Genomic DNA, 21,313 nt, shown 5'->3' on the forward strand with positions numbered 1-21,313 from the left:
GCTCAGTAAACATAGACAAATGACTTTATGACTAAAAAGAATGAAGTGTAAAGGATGTAGATTCAAAGCAACTTGTTGAGCCTAAAATCAAAAAAAATTACCTACCCCAAAAGTAGCTATTTTCAAAAATCAGCAGTTTGTCCCTTCATACTTTATACTTCATACTTTAGTTGACTACCGACTAAGTAAATATTGTTATGCCACTGTTGTCAAGCCATTTAAATAGTCTTGCAACTGCTGAAAGTGGTCGTGAGACATTGGTTCTAGAGGTAGGGAGTTACGAGAGAAAGCTTGAATTTCTGTAACTTCCAATGTATCCTGAATTTTCATCACACCTTGGACTTCAGCTTCCACTGCAATACAAATCGAATGAATACGAGGATCTCGGCTTGGCGAAGAATAAACTCCAACTAAACGCCGGATTTGCACTAACTCTAATCCAGTTTCCTCTAACAACTCTCGGCGGACTGTATTAGGAATATCTTCTCCCCAATCCACCATACCTCCAGGTAATGCCCAGCGACCGTTATCACTGCGCCGAATCAGCACAATCCGACCATCAGGTAGAATCGGGATAATGCTGGTGCCAGTAATGGGATGACGGAAGATAATACCCAATACTGTTTGCCCAAAGCGCCATAAGCTACGTGTGGACTGTAAAGCTATAGTAAACAAAGCAAGAACGTTCAATCTTCAAATCTTTGTATTGTATTGTAAAATTCCTGACCAATTAACATAAATGTCTCAATACCAAGTTATTTAGTTATGTATTATACAAAATGTTAATGGTAAGGAGCCTTTATTCTAACACTTTCCTAGAAGAACTTCCTGGAAGGATCTAGTTTTTATAAATTAGCTTCTATTCATAGCTAATAAAACTAATTAATTAGCAAAAATTTTCATAAAATAAAATCTTAATTTAGTAGTAATCTAGAGATTTTATATACAATTAATTAAATACATTTAAATGTGTGAATAACAAGCATTGCCAATTCTTACAATGCTTTTTCATTGCTGCATATTTGAATCAGTCTGATTATTAACTATTTTGCCTTTTAACTTGCTTGTAAAAATTTGTTTAACTATTTTATCAAATGCTTATTGAATAAAAAGTTATTTGATTTATTGATTTGAACTCAAAATTTATCCTAGATTCTAGATGTGCATAAATTTATTGATGATTGAAATTAGTTTTTCAAAAATTAAGGCTTTTCTCTTGAGTTTAAATAATGTTCCTCGATAGTTTATTATGTGTATTTACCTCTTTTGATAGATAAAAAGATTGGCATGTGTATGCTGGCTAACCAGTAATATAAATAGAATAAATGTTGACATTACCCAATTAAATAAGTTATAATTGTATGCTGTTCAAACTGTGTGATAGCTAAACTAGGCTAAATATATATCAATAACAACGGTAGCTGATATTGCCTAGTAGCTTTTTTTGTTGTTTATTTAATGAGGTGAACATGGCTAAGCGCCGTAACCCGAAAAAAGAAAAGGCGCTACGGAACCAGGCATATGCCAGAAAGTTTCGTAAACGAACTACTACAGGAAGAATGCAGAGAAGGTTCCAACAAAGACCACCTAAGAGTGAGGAAGATGAGGGCGCAGCAGCAATTGATGCTGAGTAAGCCATCTATTACAATTCTTACTCTTTAAAATCTTTGATTTTTCAGGACGTACATATAATGTACGTCCTGAATTATTTTATGGACATGGGGCATGGTGCATAGGGCATTGGGCATTGTTAACAATTTTCAAAATCTAAAATCTCTGCTTCCTTATCCCCCTAGCCCCTAGCCCCTAGCCCCTAGCCCCTAGCCCCTAGCCCCTAGTTGATTGCGTGCGGCATTAATTGCGTTACGGACTTGAGCAAAGCCTGTACCACCATAACTATTACGGGCGGCTACGACTTGACGGGGAGAGATGGCTGCATAAATATCGGCTGCAAATGCTGGATGTATTTGTTGCCACTCTTCTAATGTCAAATCTTTGAGGAGTTTACCGGCGGCAATACTGGTTTTGACTACCTTTCCTACAAGGTTGTAAGCTTCTCGGAAGGGGACACCTTTTGCTGCTAGATAATCTGCTACATCGGTGGCGTTAGAAAAGTCTTCGGCTACAGCTTCTGCTAGGCGTTGAGGACGAAATTCTAAACCTTCTCGGAGCAAAATTGTCATTGCTTCTAAACAGGCTTTGACTGTGTTAACGCTGTCAAATAAACCTTCTTTGTCTTCTTGCAAATCTTTGTTATATGCCAGAGGTAGCCCTTTCATAATTACCAACATGGCTTGCAAATGACCAAAAACACGCCCGGTTTTTCCCCTTACTAGTTCGGGAACATCAGGATTTTTCTTTTGGGGCATGATGCTGGAACCTGTAGCACAGGTATCTTTGAGGGTAACAAAACGAAATTCCTCTGATGCCCAAAGAATCACTTCTTCACTCAGGCGGCTGAGGTGAACCATAATTAGACTGGCAGCACAGAGAAATTCGATCGCAAAATCGCGATCGCTCACTCCATCCAGGCTGTTAGCATAAATACTTTCAAAATTCAAGAGTTCGGCTGTATAGTGCCGATCGATGGGGAAAGTTGTCCCAGCTAAAGCACCACAACCCAACGGTGAGATATTCACTCGGCGGTAAACATCTACTAAGCGTTCCCAGTCGCGTTGCGCCATATTAAAATATGCCAAGAGATGGTGGGCTAAACTCAGCGGTTGGGCGCGTTGTAGGTGAGTATAGCCAGGAATCAGAGTTTCGACGTTATTTTCCGCTATTTCTAGTAAAACAGTTTGAAATTCCCGTAATTGGCTCTTAATTTGTTGGATTTGGTCGCGCAGATAAAGCCTAGTATCAGTGCCAACTTGATCGTTACGCGATCGCGCCGTATGCAGCTTTTTACCCACATCACCCACAATTTCTGTCAATCGCCGTTCTACAGCAAAATGAACATCTTCCGCATCAACACCAGGCTGAAATTTTCCTTGGCGATATTCTTGACGAATTTGTTCTAACCCAGTAACTAATTTTTCTCCTTCTTCTGGGGAAATAATGCCAGTATGAGCCAGCATTTTTGCATGGGCTTGAGAACCAGTCAGGTCATATTCAATTAGTTCAATGTCAAAATTTATACTTGCGTTAAAAAGAGCGATCGCTGGATGCAACGCTGATTCAAACCGCTGGCTCCAAGTTTTTTGTTCGGTCATAAACGTTAAAGGTGGGGCAATCAACTTAAGATTTTAGATTTATTTACAATCCGTCTTGAAAAGTCAGCTCGCCGGCATTCGGCGAGCTGACGCCAGTCGCCTCAAGTCGGCAAAGCCACCCAAGGCGCTGGCTCGACTTTTCGCAAAATCTTAAATCTTAAATTACTTTAACCGTAGCTAGTTAGATTCCGAATCAGATAGCCAATAATCAAACCAATCAACAGTGCCCAAATTTGCCCTGTCTTGACAAAGTGGTTCCAACCGCTCTGCATTTGTCCTATAACATTCGGATCGTTAATCGTTTGAGCTAACCATGAAGTTACAGGCGAATGCCAAAATAACTCAGATAGCGCATCACTGAAGTAGTTCATACTTAGTACCCTGAAGGATGGTAATGTCATAACCTCTACTTGCAGGTGATGTCCAGCATTGGGAGAAGGGATGCGATACGTCGTAGGAGCACGGCACCGATAAAATTACTGTATATACTAAAAGATTGTGGACGCCTTGCCCCTACAATATTTCTTAACTGAACCGTATTGGGACAAGGGGGACAAGGAAGACAAGGAAGTGTGGGGAGTATGGGAAAAAATGACTTATGCCCAATGACGCCACTTGCTACCCTGCGGGAAGCTCCCTTCGGGTGTCTACAAGTCGGGAAACCCGCCCACGGCACTGGCTCCCCAATGCCCCATGCCCCACGCCCCATGCCCAATAACTATTTATTTAATTTCTCGGCTGTCCGCAAAATTTGCCCGGCTAATACGGCTGCGCCAAAGCCATTATCAATATTGACTACGCCGATTCCTGGCGCACAAGAGTTGAGCATTGTCAATAGTGGTGCTAAACCGCCAAAACTCGCGCCATAACCAATACTGGTAGGTACGGCAATTACAGGACAATCTGCTAATCCAGCAACTACGCTGGGTAATGCGCCTTCCATCCCGGCTACAACGATCAAAACTGATGCTGATTCGATTAAGTGGCGGTTACTCAACAAGCGGTGGATTCCAGCAACGCCGACATCCCATAGGCGTAATACGCGAAAACCAGACAGTTCTGCTGTCACTGCTGCTTCTTCAGCTACAGGTAAATCAGCGGTTCCTGCTGACAGAATGCCCATAACACCATCAAACTGCGGTGCAATTTCGCCGGGAGTAATGGCACAGATTTTTGCCAATTCATAGTAGCGTAAACCTCTCACCCTAGATTGTAAGATGGTGTAGATTGCAGGTTCAATCCGGGTTGCCATAACTACCGGATTGCGCTGACGCATCACCTCAATAATTTGCACAATCTGATCGGGAGTTTTACCCAAACCCCAAATTACTTCGGGGAAACCAGTCCTCAGCGCCCGATGGTGGTCAATTTTGGCAAAATCACCTACTCGTTCATAATCTAGGTCTTTGAGAGAGTCTAATGCTTGATTTGGCGTAACATTACCATCTGCAACTGCTTCTAAGAGCGATCGCAAGGCTTTTTCATTAGTCATGTGTAATTTGTCCTTTGTAAATCGCCACAATACCTCATAACTAATCGGTTACTCTCAGTTCATACAAATTCCAAAATGGCCCGCCTAGCGCAGTGTAGCGAATACCTTGAAAGCGATCGCGCACCGCTTGTAAATTTAACCTTTCCACTAAATGAATAAATGGCAATTGTTCTGAGGCGATGCGCTGATATTGGTAATAAATTTCCTTGCGCTTGTTTTCATCCACTTCCTGTGCGCCTTTAATGTATAGGCTATCAATTTCTTTTTCCCAGTCAGAGACTTCCCAGCCAATTAGCGGCGGATCTCCTGGTTGTGGCCCCAAATTAAAGGCGTGGGATGCACCGGCAATTCTCCAAATGTTGCTAGCACTGTGGGGTTCAACACCACCTCCAGCAAATCCTCCCAAGTAACAATCCCAATTTTGGGTAACTTTTAGTTTTTCTAGATAAGAATTAAAACTGAGAACTTGCAAATCAACCTGAATTCCAATCCGCGCCAAATCCCGTTTAATTTGAGATGCCATATCGCCCCTAACTTTTCTTTCGGAATTGGTTAAAAGCGTAAATCGGACTCGATTACCATCAGCATCTAATAGTTGATTTTGCGCATTATATTTGAACCCAGCATCTAACAGTAATTTCTTAGATTTTTCTGGTTCATAATTATATACTCTTAACCCTTTTTCTGGAGGCAGGAAGTAAGGGCTTTTCACATAAACAAATGAATTTTGAAGTTCGCCCAAACCTCGAAAAGAATTTGTTTTCATCGTTTCGCGGTCGAGGGCATAAGCTATGGCTTGCCTAAATTCCTTTTTATTAAACCAGCGCGACTTAATTGGATCTACTAAAGGCTTACCTTGAGCATTCTTAGCTTTATTCAGATTAAAAGCAATAAAAGTTGTACTTGTATCCGGGCCTCCATTATAAATTTTAAATTTTGCTCTCTTTTCTTCTCGTTTCAGCAAACTAAAACCTTCAGGAGGAACTTCCAGATCGTCTAACTGTCCAGAACGAAAACTAATCAATTGGTTTTCCGTAGATTCAATAATTTGCCAAACAATCCGCTCAATGTAAGGCTGTGGATTTCCCTGAGCATCTTTGCGCCAGTAGTAAGGATTTCGTTTAAATATAACTCGCTGGCTAGGAACATAACTTTCCATTACATAAGGTCCGTTACCGACAATTTTTGTGGGGTCGGTACCTGTTCCCCAAGTTGAAAGAAACTTAGAATTCTTATCAGAGCCAATAGTGCGAACTGCTGCTTGGAGAGCGTGGGCTGGCATAATGGGAATGCCGCCGACATATCTTAAAAAAGGAGCAAATGGTTCCTGGATACTAAATTCTATCCGACGTTCATCGATTTTTTTAACTTTTGGCAAAGTACCTTTATCGCCAATTCTTAAAGCATCTTTAATAGAGGTAGGAATTTTCGGATTCAGGTAGATTTCGTTATAAGTAAAAATAACATCATCAACAGTCATCGGCTTGCCATCTGACCACTTAATTCCGTCTCTTAAAGTGATGACAATCCGCTGTCCATCTTCAGCAACTTCCCAAGATTCTGCCAAACCAGGTTCTAGTTGTGTAGTAACAGGATTTTCATTAATTAATGAGTCATATAAGAAACCAAAAACACTATATGCTGATTCATTCAAAGCATAGTTAAAGGTTGAAGGTTCGCTCAAAACTGCGGTGACGAGTTGCGGCACTTGTGCCGCCGCAGTTTTGAATCTTGCTGGATTGCAGGCAGTAACTGTTAATGCTATTGCTGGAATCAGAATTATTGGCAACCAAAACCTTTTAACTATAGCCCATATACTAGAAAATTTCATAATTGTAATAATCACATAGTAATTTTTAACTGGACTGGGAATTTAGCCAACCTAGAAAATTCTTAGTATTAGTGAAATATTTTTCAATTCCAGCATTCTCCAAAGCTTGTTTAACTTCTAGTTTGCCAAAGTCGTTACTATTACCACTTAAGAATACTTTTTTTGCTGTTGGGTAAGAACTTTTTGCATGGATTATAATAATATCAATAACATCAAACAAACGATTTTGAATATCATTTAGTAATAATTTATTAAAAATACGCGCCTGTTCTAGGTGAGTCATAAATATTTGTGCATTGGAGAAGTTAAATCTCGTTTTGAGTTATTAATCTGTTTATCCAATTCTTTTTCAAATTCTTGAACATAATATTCTTCTTTTTCCCATCTACTTAGGGCTTCAACATAGCAAATTTCTGGTATGACTATATGAATGGATGGAGGGAAAGATGGCAATAAATTTTTAGCTTCTAAATCCTTCCCTTTTGCAATTGCCATCAAAAAGTTAGTTTCAACGTAAAGTATCACCATCAAGATTTGCCTGAGAATGAGTAGTTCCACCTTCTAATTTTTGCAGCAACCCTATTTCTAACAACTTTTCTGATGCTGGCGGTGTTTCTGATTTCCAGTGATAAGCTAAGTCTCGCAGCCAAGCTTCCACAAGCGTTTCTAAGTAAAGACCGAAAATTCTTCTCCTGCTAAACTCCGGATCGTAATGACTAAGGATATTAGCAGTTTCTAGTGAAATCAGAGAATCTGAAAATTTATTACCATCCCATTTAAAAATATCAACATTTCCTAGATCAGCCAACATAGCAAATGTCTCATGGGCTAAATAAAAACGAGTATTTTTTGCATTTTGCAAATATGACTTTAGTTGTGAAAGAGCTTTGTCTTTGGCATCTCCCCCTTTTAATTTTGTTGCTTTAACTTCAACTAATAAAACAATCTGCTCCTCCTTATCCAAGACAATAATATCAGCAACATAATTAGGGATTTGAAATTTTGCAGCTTCCATTGTCTTAGTTCTCCCAAATGATTTAATAATTTTTGAGAAATCTCTTGCTTGTGTATACCTATGCTATCCATTAACCAATCTATTACCGAAATTAAAGTTAGTTAACAGCTACTAGTAAAACCACAGCATAAGCACATATCCCCTCTTCACGCCCTACAGGGCCTAATTTTTCATTGGTAGTAGCTTTAATACCAATTTGATTTGGTTCTAACTGTAAAACAGCCGCTAGTTTGTCCCGCATTTTCTCAATATGGGGTTTTAATTTTGGTCTTTCTGCGACTACCACAGAGTCAATATTGCCGATTCGCCAACCACGATCGCAAATTAGCTGGTTTACTTGAGTTAATAGCACCAAACTATCTGCACCCGCCCATTGAGGATCTGTCGGCGGAAAATAATGTCCAATATCGCCTAAAGATAATGCCCCTAGCATGGCATCCATAATCGCATGGGTCAGCACATCAGCATCACTGTGCCCCAGTAAACCCAGTTCATGGGGAATATTCACTCCCCCTAAAATTAAAGCGCGATCGCTCACTAATCTATGAATATCGTAGCCGTTACCTATACGAATGTTCGTCATTTGTCAATAGTCAATAATCAATTGTTATTGGGCATTGGGTATGGGGCATTGGGCACTTGTACTGAGCGAAGTCGTACCCTACGGGAAGCAAGCTACGCGGAGCGTCTCGAAGAGAAGTATTGGGCATTGATTAATTCTTCCCCTTGTCTCCCTTGTTTCCTCTGCTTTCCTGCTCCTCTGCTCCCTCTGCCCCTCTGCTTCCTCTGCCTCTCTGCTCCTTGTCCCTTTGCCATTTTTCCAGTAAATCGGGGCGGCGATCGCTAGTTCTTTGAATTTGTTGTTCGTAACGCCACTGGGCGATGGCGGCGTGATTTCCAGAGAGTAAGACATCCGGTACTTTCCAACCGCGAAAATTCGCAGGACGGGTGTATTGGGGATAATCTAACAAACCTTCTTCAAAACTCTCTGCCGTCAATGACTCCACTTTGCCAACAGTGCCCGGTAATAGTCTTACCACACCATTGAGTAAAGCCATTGCGGGGATTTCGCCACCTGTGAGAATAAAGTCGCCTAGGGAGACTTCACGGGTAACTAAATGCAGTACTCGTTCATCAACTCCTTCATAATGGCCACAAATGACAACTAATTGGTTATAATTTGTTGCCAGCTCACGTAAAAGCGGTTGATTAATAGTTTGTCCCTGAGGACTCATCAAAATCACCTCTCTTTGCGGTAGAATCGGCAGCGACTCTACAGCAGCGAAAATGGGTTCCGGCTTCATCAGCATCCCCACACCGCCGCCATAGGGTTCATCATCTACTTTCCGGTGCTTGTCATTAGTAAAGTCTCTAGGATTAATCAGATTGACTTGAGCAATCTGTTTGGCTAAGGCTTTAGCCAGCAATCCAGAACTCAAAACTGAGGTAAAACAGTCAGGAAAAAGCGTAACTATATCAAAGCGCACAGTTATTCGTATTCAAGAACACTAATCTTAAATTTGAATGTCTAGGAAACACAAGAAGCTAATGAGTGGTAGGGCTAGAGATAAAGTTTGTCAATAGTAACTAAAAGTACCAGAAAACTTAGATCTTGCGGGAGACAAAAAGTTTTTCTATTTACTTACTTTATGTTTAAATATTGTCAAAACTACATTTAAATTAATATTCTGAACTCAGTTAACAACTTTCAGGATGCATCGAGCCAGCCTCAGAACACAGCTTGTCAAAACCTACTCGCCCCCCATCGTGGGCGTAGCCTAGCCCCCACTTAGCCCTACTCGCACTATTTTGCCAAACTGGCAAAAGTGGACAGGTGAACAAACAAGGCGCTGGCTTTGAGCAAAATGGACATATCAAGACTGAGGCGTCTTGTGAATCGAGCAAACACTCGCAACTGCAAAAAAGTGTCCTCTCATACAAGCAAAGCGCAAAAATCGCCAGGCTACTGAACTTTGTTATATTCACACGCCATTCGCCACAAGCCGGGAAACCCGTCCAAGGCGATGGCTCCTGAAGTTGTTGACAGGAGAAACACAATGCCGCAATTAAAAGCTAAATCGCTGGAAATGAGGACACCCCAAGCAACTAAAACCGCCGTTCTGGTTATCGGAGGCGCAGAAGATAAAGTTCACGGACGTGATATCCTAAGAACTTTTTTTGGCCGTGCTGGTGCTAGCAAGGCCTATATTACAATTATTCCATCTGCCTCTCGCGAACCAGCCATTATTGGCGGTCGGTACATTCGGATTTTTGAAGAAATGGGTGCGGAGAAGGTTGAAATTTTAGATATTCGCGAACGGGAACAGTGCGAAGCCTCTCAAATTAAAGCATCTCTGGAAGCCTGTAGCGGAGTATTTTTGACAGGAGGGGATCAATTGCGTCTGTGTGGCGTGTTGGCAGATACGCCAGTGATGGACATTGTCCGACAGCGAGTTAGGGCAGGGGAACTTACCTTAGCTGGCACCAGTGCGGGAGCGGCGGTGATGGGGCATCATATGATTGCTGGCGGTGGTAGTGGGGAAACGCCTAACCGCTCTCTGGTAGATATGGCAACAGGCTTAGGCTTTATTCCCGAAGTGATTGTAGACCAACACTTTCACAACCGTAATCGCATGGGGCGATTAATTAGCGCGATCGCTGCTCACCCCGATCGCTTAGGTATCGGTATTGACGAAGATACCTGTGCGGTGTTCGAGCGCGATGGTTGGCTACAGGTTATGGGTAAAGGTAGCGTCACAATTGTCGATCCCACGGAGTTAACCCACACAAATGAACCTCATGTAGGAGCAAATGAACCCTTAACTGTGCATAATTTACGCCTCCATATCCTCAGCTATGGCGATCGCTTCCACCTGTACCAGCGGACTGTATTGCCTGCTGTACACCGGATCTCCAGCTGACGGAATAGAGTATCTGAGGTTACACTGAGTTGATCGTTGATTTATTTCTAACCGTAGAAAAATCAGAGATACAGTATTTAAAAATAAAAACTGTTCATGATAAACAGTTTACGGTCAATCCCAGTAAGAAACTAGAATATTGGTTCCGAATCTCCATCTACCTATTCCCATGAGAATCCTCAAGATCCAGACCTTACGCGGCCCAAACTACTGGAGCATTCGACGCCACAAGCTGATCGTCATGCGCCTCGATTTAGAAAACCTTGCCGATAAGCCCTCGAATGAAATCCCCGGTTTTTACGAAGGATTAGTTGAGGCGCTGCCAAGTCTGGAGGGCCACTATTGCTCACCGGGCTGTCGGGGTGGTTTTTTAATGCGCGTGCGCGAAGGCACAATGATGGGCCATATCGTTGAGCATGTAGCCCTCGAACTGCAAGAACTAGCCGGAATGCATGTCGGCTTTGGTCGTACCCGCGAAACAGCTACACCTGGAATTTACCAGGTAGTCATTGAGTACCTCAATGAAGAGGCGGGACGCTACGCCGGACGAGCAGCCGTGCGGTTGTGCCAAAGTATAGTCGATCGCGGTCGTTATCCCAAAGCCGAGCTAGAGCAAGATATCCAAGACTTAAAAGACTTCTGGCGCGATGCATCTTTGGGGCCGTCAACAGAAGCGATCGTCAAAGAAGCAGAAAAACGCGGCATACCCTGGATGTCTTTGGAAGCACGCTTTTTGATTCAGCTAGGCTATGGCGTGAACCAAAAGCGGATGCAAGCAACCATGACCGATAACACCGGCATTTTGGGAGTAGAACTAGCTTGCGACAAAGAAGCCACCAAACGTATCTTGGCATCTGCTGGCGTACCAGTACCGAAAGGTACAGTTATTAGTTTCTTGGATGATTTGGAAGAAGCAATTGAATATGTTGGTGGTTATCCCATAGTCATCAAGCCATTGGATGGCAATCACGGACGGGGGATTACCATTGATATTAGAACCTGGGAAGAAGCCGAAGCCGCTTATGAAGCCGCTAGACAGGTATCTCGGTCAGTGATTGTGGAAAGGTATTATGTAGGACGAGATCATCGGGTATTGGTGGTAGATGGTAAAGTCGTAGCAGTAGCTGAACGAGTACCAGCCCATGTGGTAGGTAATGGCAGATCTAGTGTTGCGGAACTAATTGAGGAAACAAACCAAGACCCAAATCGCGGTGAAGGACATGATAATGTACTCACCAAAATTGAACTCGACCGGACTAGCTACCAACTTCTAGAAAGGCAAGGCTATACCCTAAATAGTATTCTTCCTAAAGGTACAGTTTGTTATTTACGCGCTACAGCTAACTTAAGTACAGGTGGTTCCGCTTTAGACCGTACCGATGAAATCCACCCAGAAAATATTTGGCTAGCACAACGGGTAGTTAAGATTATTGGCTTGGATATCGCTGGCTTAGATATTGTCACCACAGATATTAGTCGCCCCTTAAGGGACGTAGATGGCGTAATTGTTGAAGTTAACGCCGCTCCTGGCTTTAGAATGCATGTTGCGCCCAGTCAAGGCATACCCCGCAATGTTGCAGGCGCAGTCATGGATATGCTCTTTCCTAACGAGCAATCCAGCCGCATTCCCATTCTTAGCGTCACCGGTACTAATGGTAAAACCACTACTACCAGATTACTAGCACATATTTATAAACAGACAGGTAAAGTAGTAGGTTATACAACTACAGACGGAACTTATATCGGTGATTACTTAGTTGAGGCGGGAGATAATACAGGGCCGCAAAGTGCCCATTTAATCTTGCAAGACCCCACTGTAGAAGTCGCAGTTTTAGAAAGCGCTCGTGGTGGGATTCTCCGCTCTGGATTGGGTTTTGAAGCAGCTAATGTAGGAATAGTATTAAATGTTGCTGCTGACCACTTAGGTATAGGCGATATCGATACCATTGACCAATTAGCAAACCTCAAGAGTGTGGTAGCTGAAGCTGTATTCCCTGATGGCTATGCTGTACTTAACGCCGACGATCACCGGGTTGCAGCGATGGCAGACAAGACAAAAGCGAATATTGCTTATTTCACCATGAACCCCGACTCAGAACTAGTGCGCAAGCACATTCAAAAGGGTGGAGTCGCAGCAGTTTATGAAAATGGCTATCTATCAATTGTCAAAGGCGATTGGACGCACCGTATCGAAAGGGCAGAAGCGATTCCCTTAACAATGGGGGGACGCGCACCATTTATGATTGCTAACGCCTTAGCCGCAAGTTTGGCAGCTTTTGTGCAAAACGTCACAATTGAGCAGATTCGCGCCGGCTTAAAGACCTTCCGCGCTTCTGTGAGTCAAACTCCAGGACGGATGAATTTATTTAATTTAGGCAACTACCATGCTTTAGTAGACTATGCTCATAACCCAGCTAGTTACGAAGCTGTAGGGGCTTTCGTCCGTAACTGGACTACAGGACAGCGAATTGGCGTAGTTGGTGGCCCTGGCGATCGCCGTGACGAAGATTTTGTCACCTTGGGCAAATTAGCAGCCGATATTTTTGATTACATCATCATCAAAGAAGATGATGACACAAGAGGTCGTCCTAGAGGTTCAGCCGCAGCGTTGATTACTCAAGGTATTACCCAAGTTAAACCCAATGCTCGGTTTGAGTCGATTTTAGACGAAACCCAAGCAATTAACAAAGGCTTGGATATGGCTCCGGAGAACAGCTTGGTCGTGATTTTACCAGAAAGTGTCAGCCGTGCCATTCGCCTAATTAGGACACGCGGCGTAGTAAAAGAAGAAACACATCAACAAAATTCAACTACGGCGATCGTAGATTCTCAAAATGGCGTGGTATCTCCTATCATTAATACGCTGCTTTAGTCAATAGTAGAGATGCGATCGCGCGTATCTCTACTATTAACCTTTGCTTTGCTGCCAATTTTGAATATTATTGGTCTTGCTCGGAATTATTCTCTGAATTAGAACCTTTAACTTCTTCCTTAAAACCCCGGAGAGTTTTACCCAGTGCATTCCCCAATTCGGGAATTCTTTTCGGGCCGAAAATTACAATAGCCACTATCAGAATAATGGCAATTTCTGGCCATCCTAATCCAAATAACATATATACTTCCTCGCAAGCATCTTTAATTAACTATAAAGTGCAGTTGCTATAGTGACGAACTATTTCTATTTGCTGGCAATTTTGATTCCTAGCCAATCGCTTAATTCCTGGGCTAACCATTCCATTTCTGCTTCAGATTTGAGAGGGATATTATTACCACCAAGCTGATATTTTTGGATTCCAGACCAAAGTTCTAATTGTGCAGGTACATGTGTTCTGTCACCATCAGTGTCTTTAGTAAAATGTGGTGGAATATACACTAGTTTAGTAATATTGTGCCTCGGAGATGGTCGGGGACGATGAAATTTAAAACCAAATAACTCATGAGTTAAAGATACTTGTTGGCTATCCAGGCGTAATCTCATACTTCCCCAGATACTAAATAAGAAACCATACAACATAAAGCCGCCAACGCTCCAAAAAGGCAGAGAGAACAAGGCAAAGGGGATATTAATCGGAAACGGTGCAGAAAGCGCACCAATCGTCCAAAATAGGATAAATGAATTCCAAGCGATCGCAAAGAAACCTAAAACCAACATCGATGCTTGCCAGCCACTAGGCGGAATCAGAATTTCTAGCACATCCTGATTTTTCGTCAGTTGAATTTTGCTCCCTGCTGGTTTGCTAATAGTTAACTCTGTTGCTTTGAGAACTAGGGGTTTATCTAATGCTTGGAGTGCTTCTAAAGCAGAATTAATCCGATTTTCCAAGTTAGGTGCTATGAGCCACCGTAACCAATTACTTAAATCACGACTGATATTAGCTGCTTGCTCAAACTGAATACGAAAATCCTTTTGGGGTAAATCGGCTGGATGAGTCCCTGTCAGCAAGTAAATTAAGGTAGCACCCAAGCTGTAGAGATCCGATACAGGAACGGTGCGCCCCCCAAATTGCTCTGGTGGCATATAGCCATAGGTTCCTACCACCGTCCTCGTCCCACCTTCAGTTGCTAAAACAGTTTGTACTGAGCCAAAATCGACCAGATAAACTTGACCGACGCTATTACCAGAACGCTCTCCCAATAAAATATTGCTAGGCTTAATATCACGGTGGATTACAGGCGGATGTAGTCCGTGTAAGTAAATTAAAATCTCTAAAACAGCCTTGGCTATCTGTTTAATTTCCGTCTCACTAAAAGTACGCCCAGCTTGTAAGTATTGCTCTAAAGTTTGGGCTGGGATATAACTCTGTACTAGGGCAAATCCTTTAATTGTCGGTAAATTTACTTCAAAATAATCTAAATAGCGAGGAATAAAGGGATGTGATAAAGATTTTAAAGTTTCAGCTTCTCTTTCAAAGAGCTTGAGATCGTCCCATTCAAAGTCAGCGCCAAAAATCAGTAACTTGATGATGACGAGTTCCTGAGTTAGTAAGTCATGGGCTAAGAGAGTTCGCCTTCCTGCCTTTTTTCCCAATTGCTGCTGAATTTCGTAGCGTTCGCCCAATATTTCTTTCGTCATGATAATTACTGATAGCGCTACGCCATAAGGTGGTTAGAGCCTATGACTGTCCTAATAAACAAGCTGATATCTTTAGTATAAATATGTAATTCTATGCCTTCCGAAATTTGGCCTTACATTACCCCTGGGATTCCCGATGAAATGTTCGAGCATTTGCCAGGAATACCCATGAGCCAGCGAGAAGTAAGACTATTGCTGATTGCTCAATTACGGCTTCAGCCAGATTCAGTATTATGGGATATTGGTGCAGGTACAGGTACAATTCCTGTAGAAGTAGGATTATTGTGTCCAGGCGGGCAGATTATTGCTGTAGAACGGGATGAAGAAGTCGCCAATTTAATCAGGCGAAACTGCGATCGCTTTGAAGTTAAAAATGTTGAAGTCATTGAAGGTAGCGCCCCAGATTGTTTGCAGGAACTAAAACCTACCCCTCACCGCGTATGTATTGAGGGAGGTCGCCCCATTCAAGAAATTTTGCAAGCTGTGTGGGATTATCTACCACCAACAGGTAGAGTAGTGGCGACAGCTGCTAATCTAGAAAGTCTGTATGCTATTTCGCAAAGCTTTTCTCAGTTAAGAGCGCGCAATATTGAAGTTGTCCAATCTGCGGTCAATCGCTTAGAGATGCGCGGCTTTTCTCAAACTTTTGCCGCAGTAGATCCCATTTTTATCCTCAGTGGTGAGAAACTAGACTAAATCTACATAAATTTAGAGGCTAGGGACTAGGGACTAGGAACTAGGGGACTGGGAAGTAGGGTAAAAAAGCAAGCACAGTTGACAAATGCCCTATGCCCAATGGCACCAGTTGCTACCCTGCGGTAAGCCACCTCGGCGTTGACAACGCGAGAAACCCAACGGACAGTTTGACGCCACTTGCTACAACGGGGGCAACCTCCCTACCCTGCGGGAACGCTTTCAGCGAACGGGTGAGGCTCCTTCTCCCAAGGGGAGACGCTACGCGAACGTCGCTAACGCCAGTCGCCTGCGGAGGGAAACCTTCCCGCAGCGCTGGTCTCACCGCAACGCACTGGCTCCCCAATGCCCCAATGTCCCATGCCCAATGCCCCATGCCCAATGCCCCATCCTCAATACTTCTATGCCTTGGTCTCGGATTATTAGTGGAATTGTTGCGATCGCTCTGGCTCTATTTGCCACCCTGTTAGGGGGTTGGTATTTTACCGTAATGATTGCGATTGTGGTGTTTTTAGGACAGCAGGAATATTTTAATTTGGTGCTAGCCAGAGGTATAGCTCCTGCTGTGAAAACTACCATGTTTGTGAGCCAAATCTTACTGGTAATTTGTACGCTTAATGGTGAATTAGCTGATGCTGTTATGCCCATAGCAGGGACATTTATTTGTTTTTACCTGCTTTTTCAGCCAAAAATGGCGACAATCGCTGATATTTCCGCTTCTATTATGGGATTATTTTATGTAGGTTACTTGCCTAGTTATTGGGTGAGATTGCGATCGCTTGGTAACGTCGCCCTCAGCAATCTACCTTTAGGTGGTTACTGGCCTAAAACTTGGGCAGATATTCTAGATCCAGAAAATCTTGCCTCCCTCCCACAAGGACTGAAAGCGACTGTGCTGACCTTTTTGTGCATCTGGGCAGCTGATATTGGCGCTTATACTATTGGCAAGTTTTTTGGCAAAACACGTTTATCTGATATCAGCCCGAAAAAAACTGTGGAAGGTGCGGTCTTTGGCATTAGTGCTAGCATCGCTGTTGGTTTAGCTGGGGCTTATTATCTTGACTGGCCCAGAGCGCTCTACACTGGGTTAGCCTTGGGTTTACTAATTGGGATCGCTAGTCTTTTAGGCGACCTCATCGAATCTGTATTGAAGCGCGATGCTGGCGTCAAAGATTCCGGACAGTTGATCCCCGGACATGGTGGCATCTTAGATCGTACAGACAGTTATATCTTTACAGCTCCCTTAGTTTACTATTTCGTGACTTTGTTATTGCCCTTAATTGGCAAGGGGGGATGAAGGAGCAGGGAGTAGGGAGCAGGGGGAAGAAATGATGGAATCTTACCCAATGCCCAATGCCCAATGCCCATCTTTCTTGAGAAAGATAAATTATTATAAATAATAAGCATTTTGAGTTTTTGATTTCTAATCATCAGGGATTAACGTTAATCTGCCCGCGACATTGTAACTGGCCTGGGATCAGGGTAAGTTCTTGAATATCGACCTCTGAACCGAGATCGAAAGTGTACTCTTGATTACTCTGTTCTGGAGTGAAAAGATCGCACTTTATGAGAACTGGTGCTAGTTGCAACTCGCGACCACTAATTAAGTTTATGCCCATGTATATGTCCAGGGGCATAGATTGACCTTCAGATGTTAGAATGCCACTCAGTATAATTTGATGATTTTCCAGAATAATTTTTTGCCAAGAAATAGACTTGGTTTTTGCGCAGTGTTCTGGTAAAAGTTTAACCAGTACATCATTTAAGGCCGTTAATAACAGCTCAGATGAGAGGGAGTTATTTAGATCCTTCTCTTCGATGATCAATTCACCAACCACTGGTACTGTTTCTAACAGTCTGAGTGGCTGTCCTTTAATAACCGAGCCGATGTTGACTTGAATATTTTCAGCGATAAGTTGAATTTGTCCAATATGGAGGCCTTGATACACAGCATGACTAGCCCCAATCGATACCCAAGGAATTTTACCAGACAGCAATTGGCGATCGCTGGCTTTGATTTCCACGTCTATGTGCGAGACTTGACTTACTTGTGCTCGCAACCATATCTTTAGTGCAGTTGTGAGCAGATTCGTAATTATCCGTATCTTCTGGGTACGTTTGGCGTCAGAATTTTGCTCAGACATTTCACTTTTTATTGATGGGTAGTGACTCAAAAATTGGCTGAAGTTAATCAGTCCTTAAATGTAACATTTATGTTGATTAACTACAAAGTGCAAATTTTATGATTTAAATGTTAACGGTAGAATAAGTAATTTTCACATGGAGGCTCGGTTACAAAAAGTTCTCGCCCAATGGGGTATTGCCTCACGTCGTGAAGCCGAAGAAATGATCAGGCGATCGCGCGTGCGGATTAACGGGGTATTGGCACATCTAGGTCAAAAAGTTGACCCCGAAACAGACAAAATTACAGTTGACGGCAAACCCGTTGTTACAAAACAACGACCTTCTCCTATATATTTGTTGCTAAATAAACCTGCTGGTGTCGTTTCTACTTGCTACGACCCCCAGGGAAGAACTACAGTTCTAGATTTATTACCCAAAGATTTACGTAGTGGTTCAGGTATTCACCCAGTTGGACGTTTAGATACAGACTCCACTGGTGCATTATTACTGACCAACGATGGAGACTTAACATTTGCTCTTACCCATCCCAGTCACAGTGTTCCCAAAACTTATCGTGTAGTAGTTAAAGGACATCCGCCAGAAGAACTGTTACAAATGTGGCGTCAGGGTGTGATCTTAGATGGTAGAAGAACAAGACCAGCCGAGGTGCGCCTCATAGAAAGTGGGAATGCACAAAGCTGTTTAGAGATTGTTTTAAAGGAGGGACGTAACCGCCAGATTCGCCGTATAGCCGAACAATTAGGCTACCCGGTCATCAAGCTACATAGGACTGCCATCGGACTGATTAAATTACAAGTTCCCAAACAACCCTATCTCAAAGAGGGTAAATATCGTTCCCTAAGAAATGATGAGATGCGCTTTTTGCAACAGCAAATCAAGCACATACCTATTACAGATTCAGCTGAGTTAAGGAGTGTAACTACACATGAAATGGTTCAACAGGAAGGATAATCAGCCACCAACACTGTCAGTAGAGCAACAACGGGCCGAAAAATTAGCGGAAATTGGCGGTCAACTGTGGGCTGCGCGTCAAGAACAAGGCTTATCTTTAGAAGAAGTCGTTATATTAACCAGAATTCCCAAAAGGTTGTTACAAGCTATTGAAGAAGGTAATTTAGAGGAATTGCCAGAACCAGTTTATCTTCAGGGCTTAATTAGGCAATTTGCCGAGGCTTTAGGCTTTAATGGCGTGGAATTGGCTAGCACTTTCCCCATTGTCTATCAACAAGCGAATCCTAAACCAGCTTGGACAACTAAGCCTGTTAATCAATTACGTCCCCTGCATCTTTACTTTCTTTATATATTTGTGATTATCTGCTCTGTTAGCGGCTTATCTCAACTGTTGAAAGATTCTGCCTTACAAGCAAGTACCACCCCACCTCAACCCAAAGCAGGACAGCAAACAAAATTACAACAAATACCAGAGGTTAAACCTTATAGCAATACACTCATGACCAGCAACACTGGAACACCAGTACAGGTTGGTGTGAGATTAAAAGCCTCATCCTGGATTCGGGTTGTAGCTGATGGTAAAACTCAGTTTGAGGGTACTCTTCCAGAAGGAACTCAACGTACTTGGAAAGCCAATGAGCAGCTCACTGTGAAGACTGATAACGCTGGTGGTGTATTGATGAGCGTTAATCAGGAGCAACCCAAGGAAATGGGTGAGTTAGGAAAGCCAGAGGAAGTGCAAATTGCTGCCAGAACTCGTAGTCTACCACGTTAATTTTGACCGCAAGCTAAATTATCTGAATTTTCAAGCACTTCAGTTGGTCAATTTTGCAATACTGAAGTGCTTAATTAGTACTTATGACAATCCGCAATCTCTCAGGACTGTCTAGGTGCGCGTCCATAGAGTGTAGTCAGAACTTTGAGCTTCTGGCTTAATTCCTCAGTCAAGGCGTCTTTTTGATAGCGCCATCCCCAATTCCCCTCAGCCACACTGGGGAAATTCATCCGTGCTTCTGTTCCCAATCCTAAAACATCTTGTAAAGGAATAATTGCCTGATTGGCAATAGAACTTAAAGCCAGTCGAATTAAATCCCAATGAACTCCTTCAGGACTAATACAGCCGAGGTAAAGTAATAAATTGCGCTTTTCCCAATCACTGGCTTGGTTGTACCAGCCGATAGTTGTGTCATTATCATGAGTGCCGGTGTAGACTACAGCATTGCGCGGGTAGTTAAAGGGTAGAAAAGGATTACCAGGATCGGAACCAAAAGCAAATTGTAAAACTTTCATTCCCGGAAATTCAAATTGATCGCGTAGTGCTTCTACTTCTGGTGTAATTACTCCTAAATCTTCTGCCAACACGGGTAGAGTGCCTAACTTTTGTTTGATTGTCTCAAACAATTCTTCCCCAGGTGCTTTTAACCATTCACCATTAATTGCTGTTTCTTCTCCCTGTTCCACAGCCCAGTATGCTTCAAAACCTCGGAAGTGATCGATGCGAATGACATCAACATAATCCAGCATGGCTTGGAAGCGTCTCAGCCACCACTTAAAGTCTTGCTTTTCTAATTCCTCCCAGTTGTATACTGGGTTACCCCACAGTTGACCTGTAGCACTAAAGTAATCTGGTGGAACACCAGCCATCAATGCTGCTTCGCCTGTTTCTTCATCTAAACAGAAAATATCGGGGTTAGCCCAGACATCAGAGCTATCATGAGCTACATAAATGGGGATGTCACCAATAATGTGGATACCCCTCATGTTGGCATAGTTCTTAAGTTCCGACCACTGACGGAAAAATTCAAACTGGATGTATTTGTGAAAGTAAATTTCTTCAGTTAGCTGTCGCTGTGCTTGCTCGATGGCTTTGGGTTCGCGTTTGGCAATTTCTGCTTCCCAACTATACCAACTTGAACCGCCGTTGCTATCTTTCAGCGCCATAAATAAAGCATAGTCATCGAGCCAATAAGCTTTACTCTGGCAAAAACCAGAAAATTCTTTTTGTTGTAAAGGCGTGGCTTGATTTTTGAAGTTCTTACAGGCTTTTTTGAGCAAATCAAGCTTGATGGGCGCGATTTTTTCGTACTCTACCTGAGAGGTGTCAAATGCTGGTAAGTTAGCAAAGTCATCTTCTGTGAGTAAACCTTGCTCTTTGAGTTGTTCTGGACTGATGAGTTGGGGGTTACCCGCTATTGCTGAATAACATGCATAAGGAGAATTACCATACCCCGTAGGCCCTAAAGGTAAAACTTGCCAATATTGTTGATAGCTCTGTTGGAGAAAATCAATAAAATTATAGGCTTCTAGGCCTAAATCCCCAATCCCAAATCGACTGGGAAAGGAAGTAGGGTGCAGCAAAATGCCACTGGATCTAGGGAAAGGCATAGTTAATTAGATGATATGGGAGCAAGCGATCGCCTTAACATCTCGCTAGGGGATCGCATCGAATTTATCACGGTAGGGGTTGGTTTAAAAGCTGT

Annotated in this window: 21 protein-coding genes; 7 read left to right on the top strand and 14 right to left on the bottom strand. The window is 42.8% G+C overall.

The window, feature by feature from the left end:
* Positions 1–195: 195 nt before the first annotated feature.
* On the bottom strand, positions 196–690 hold the full coding sequence (locus H6G41_RS06560) for an NUDIX domain-containing protein (protein WP_190744738.1): 495 nt from the start codon (positions 688–690) through the stop codon (positions 196–198).
* Positions 691–1,469: 779 nt separating this feature from the next.
* Between H6G41_RS06560 and H6G41_RS06565 the strand changes: the two genes are divergently transcribed.
* Complete coding sequence (locus tag H6G41_RS06565) at positions 1,470–1,634, top strand: hypothetical protein (RefSeq protein WP_009457656.1); 165 nt, start codon at positions 1,470–1,472, stop codon at positions 1,632–1,634.
* Positions 1,635–1,820: 186 nt separating this feature from the next.
* On the opposite strand, the gene argH is transcribed toward H6G41_RS06565, so the two are convergent.
* From argH to trmD, 9 genes are all read right to left on the bottom strand, one after another.
* A complete protein-coding gene (argH, locus tag H6G41_RS06570; protein ID WP_190744740.1) occupies positions 1,821–3,212 on the bottom strand; it encodes an argininosuccinate lyase in 1,392 nt (463 codons plus the stop codon).
* A gap of 167 nt (positions 3,213–3,379) precedes the next feature.
* Positions 3,380–3,583, bottom strand: a complete 204-nt coding sequence (locus tag H6G41_RS06575; RefSeq protein WP_190744742.1) for a hypothetical protein — start codon at positions 3,581–3,583, stop codon at positions 3,380–3,382.
* 347 nt (positions 3,584–3,930) lie between these two features.
* Positions 3,931–4,704 carry a nickel pincer cofactor biosynthesis protein LarB gene (gene larB, locus H6G41_RS06580; protein WP_190744744.1) on the bottom strand — a complete coding sequence of 258 codons (774 nt, stop codon included), beginning with the start codon at positions 4,702–4,704 and terminating at the stop codon, positions 3,931–3,933.
* Positions 4,705–4,744: 40 nt separating this feature from the next.
* The gene (locus H6G41_RS06585; RefSeq protein WP_190744745.1) at positions 4,745–6,535 is read right to left on the bottom strand and encodes an ABC transporter substrate-binding protein; all 1,791 of its coding nucleotides are present in this window, start codon (positions 6,533–6,535) and stop codon (positions 4,745–4,747) included.
* Between the two features lie 25 nt (positions 6,536–6,560).
* On the bottom strand, positions 6,561–6,818 hold the full coding sequence (locus H6G41_RS34975; protein WP_242037820.1) for a hypothetical protein: 258 nt from the start codon (positions 6,816–6,818) through the stop codon (positions 6,561–6,563).
* Complete coding sequence (locus H6G41_RS34980) at positions 6,815–7,030, bottom strand: hypothetical protein (protein ID WP_242037821.1); 216 nt, start codon at positions 7,028–7,030, stop codon at positions 6,815–6,817. The genes H6G41_RS34975 and H6G41_RS34980 overlap by 4 nt, the downstream gene beginning before the upstream one ends.
* Positions 7,031–7,043: 13 nt before the next feature.
* Positions 7,044–7,550 (bottom strand): type I restriction enzyme HsdR N-terminal domain-containing protein, encoded by a 507-nt coding sequence (locus H6G41_RS06595; RefSeq protein ID WP_190744747.1) that lies wholly within the window; start codon positions 7,548–7,550, stop codon positions 7,044–7,046.
* 97 nt (positions 7,551–7,647) lie between these two features.
* On the bottom strand, positions 7,648–8,133 hold the full coding sequence (gene ispF, locus H6G41_RS06600; protein WP_190744748.1) for a 2-C-methyl-D-erythritol 2,4-cyclodiphosphate synthase: 486 nt from the start codon (positions 8,131–8,133) through the stop codon (positions 7,648–7,650).
* A gap of 130 nt (positions 8,134–8,263) precedes the next feature.
* A complete protein-coding gene (gene trmD / locus H6G41_RS06605; protein ID WP_190744750.1) occupies positions 8,264–9,037 on the bottom strand; it encodes a tRNA (guanosine(37)-N1)-methyltransferase TrmD in 774 nt (257 codons plus the stop codon).
* Positions 9,038–9,607: 570 nt separating this feature from the next.
* Here trmD and H6G41_RS06610 point away from each other — a divergent pair.
* Together H6G41_RS06610 and cphA are read left to right on the top strand one after the other, a co-directional pair.
* Positions 9,608–10,471: a cyanophycinase gene (locus H6G41_RS06610; RefSeq protein ID WP_096646243.1), complete on the top strand. Its 864-nt coding sequence runs from the start codon at positions 9,608–9,610 to the stop codon at positions 10,469–10,471.
* A 169-nt stretch (positions 10,472–10,640) separates the two neighbouring features.
* On the top strand, positions 10,641–13,343 hold the full coding sequence (cphA, locus tag H6G41_RS06615) for a cyanophycin synthetase (protein ID WP_190744752.1): 2,703 nt from the start codon (positions 10,641–10,643) through the stop codon (positions 13,341–13,343).
* Positions 13,344–13,410: 67 nt separating this feature from the next.
* Here the strand turns inward: cphA and tatA are convergent, their stop codons facing one another.
* Positions 13,411–13,584 (bottom strand): twin-arginine translocase TatA/TatE family subunit, encoded by a 174-nt coding sequence (gene tatA / locus H6G41_RS06620; protein ID WP_096646245.1) that lies wholly within the window; start codon positions 13,582–13,584, stop codon positions 13,411–13,413.
* A gap of 65 nt (positions 13,585–13,649) precedes the next feature.
* The gene (locus H6G41_RS06625) at positions 13,650–15,044 is read right to left on the bottom strand and encodes a serine/threonine-protein kinase (RefSeq protein WP_190744754.1); all 1,395 of its coding nucleotides are present in this window, start codon (positions 15,042–15,044) and stop codon (positions 13,650–13,652) included.
* Positions 15,045–15,137: 93 nt separating this feature from the next.
* On the opposite strand from H6G41_RS06625, the gene cbiT reads away from it, so the two are divergent.
* A complete protein-coding gene (cbiT, locus tag H6G41_RS06630; protein ID WP_190744756.1) occupies positions 15,138–15,740 on the top strand; it encodes a precorrin-6Y C5,15-methyltransferase subunit CbiT in 603 nt (200 codons plus the stop codon).
* A gap of 400 nt (positions 15,741–16,140) precedes the next feature.
* Positions 16,141–17,034, top strand: a complete 894-nt coding sequence (locus H6G41_RS06635) for a phosphatidate cytidylyltransferase (RefSeq protein ID WP_190744803.1) — start codon at positions 16,141–16,143, stop codon at positions 17,032–17,034.
* Between the two features lie 133 nt (positions 17,035–17,167).
* On the opposite strand, the gene H6G41_RS06640 is transcribed toward H6G41_RS06635, so the two are convergent.
* Complete coding sequence (locus tag H6G41_RS06640; protein WP_190744758.1) at positions 17,168–17,881, bottom strand: DUF2993 domain-containing protein; 714 nt, start codon at positions 17,879–17,881, stop codon at positions 17,168–17,170.
* 136 nt (positions 17,882–18,017) lie between these two features.
* Here H6G41_RS06640 and H6G41_RS06645 point away from each other — a divergent pair, with 136 nt between their 5' ends.
* On the top strand, positions 18,018–18,833 hold the full coding sequence (locus tag H6G41_RS06645) for a pseudouridine synthase (protein ID WP_190744760.1): 816 nt from the start codon (positions 18,018–18,020) through the stop codon (positions 18,831–18,833).
* The gene (locus H6G41_RS06650) at positions 18,808–19,608 is read left to right on the top strand and encodes a RodZ domain-containing protein (RefSeq protein WP_190744762.1); all 801 of its coding nucleotides are present in this window, start codon (positions 18,808–18,810) and stop codon (positions 19,606–19,608) included. The genes H6G41_RS06645 and H6G41_RS06650 overlap by 26 nt, the downstream gene beginning before the upstream one ends.
* A gap of 101 nt (positions 19,609–19,709) precedes the next feature.
* Here the strand turns inward: H6G41_RS06650 and malQ are convergent, their stop codons facing one another.
* Complete coding sequence (gene malQ / locus H6G41_RS06655) at positions 19,710–21,218, bottom strand: 4-alpha-glucanotransferase (RefSeq protein WP_190744764.1); 1,509 nt, start codon at positions 21,216–21,218, stop codon at positions 19,710–19,712.
* Between the last annotated feature and the right edge of the window lie 95 nt (positions 21,219–21,313).

This window comes from Tolypothrix sp. FACHB-123 (genome assembly GCF_014697075.1).
In the GTDB taxonomy this organism is placed as follows: Bacteria; Cyanobacteriota; Cyanobacteriia; order Cyanobacteriales; family Nostocaceae; genus Aulosira.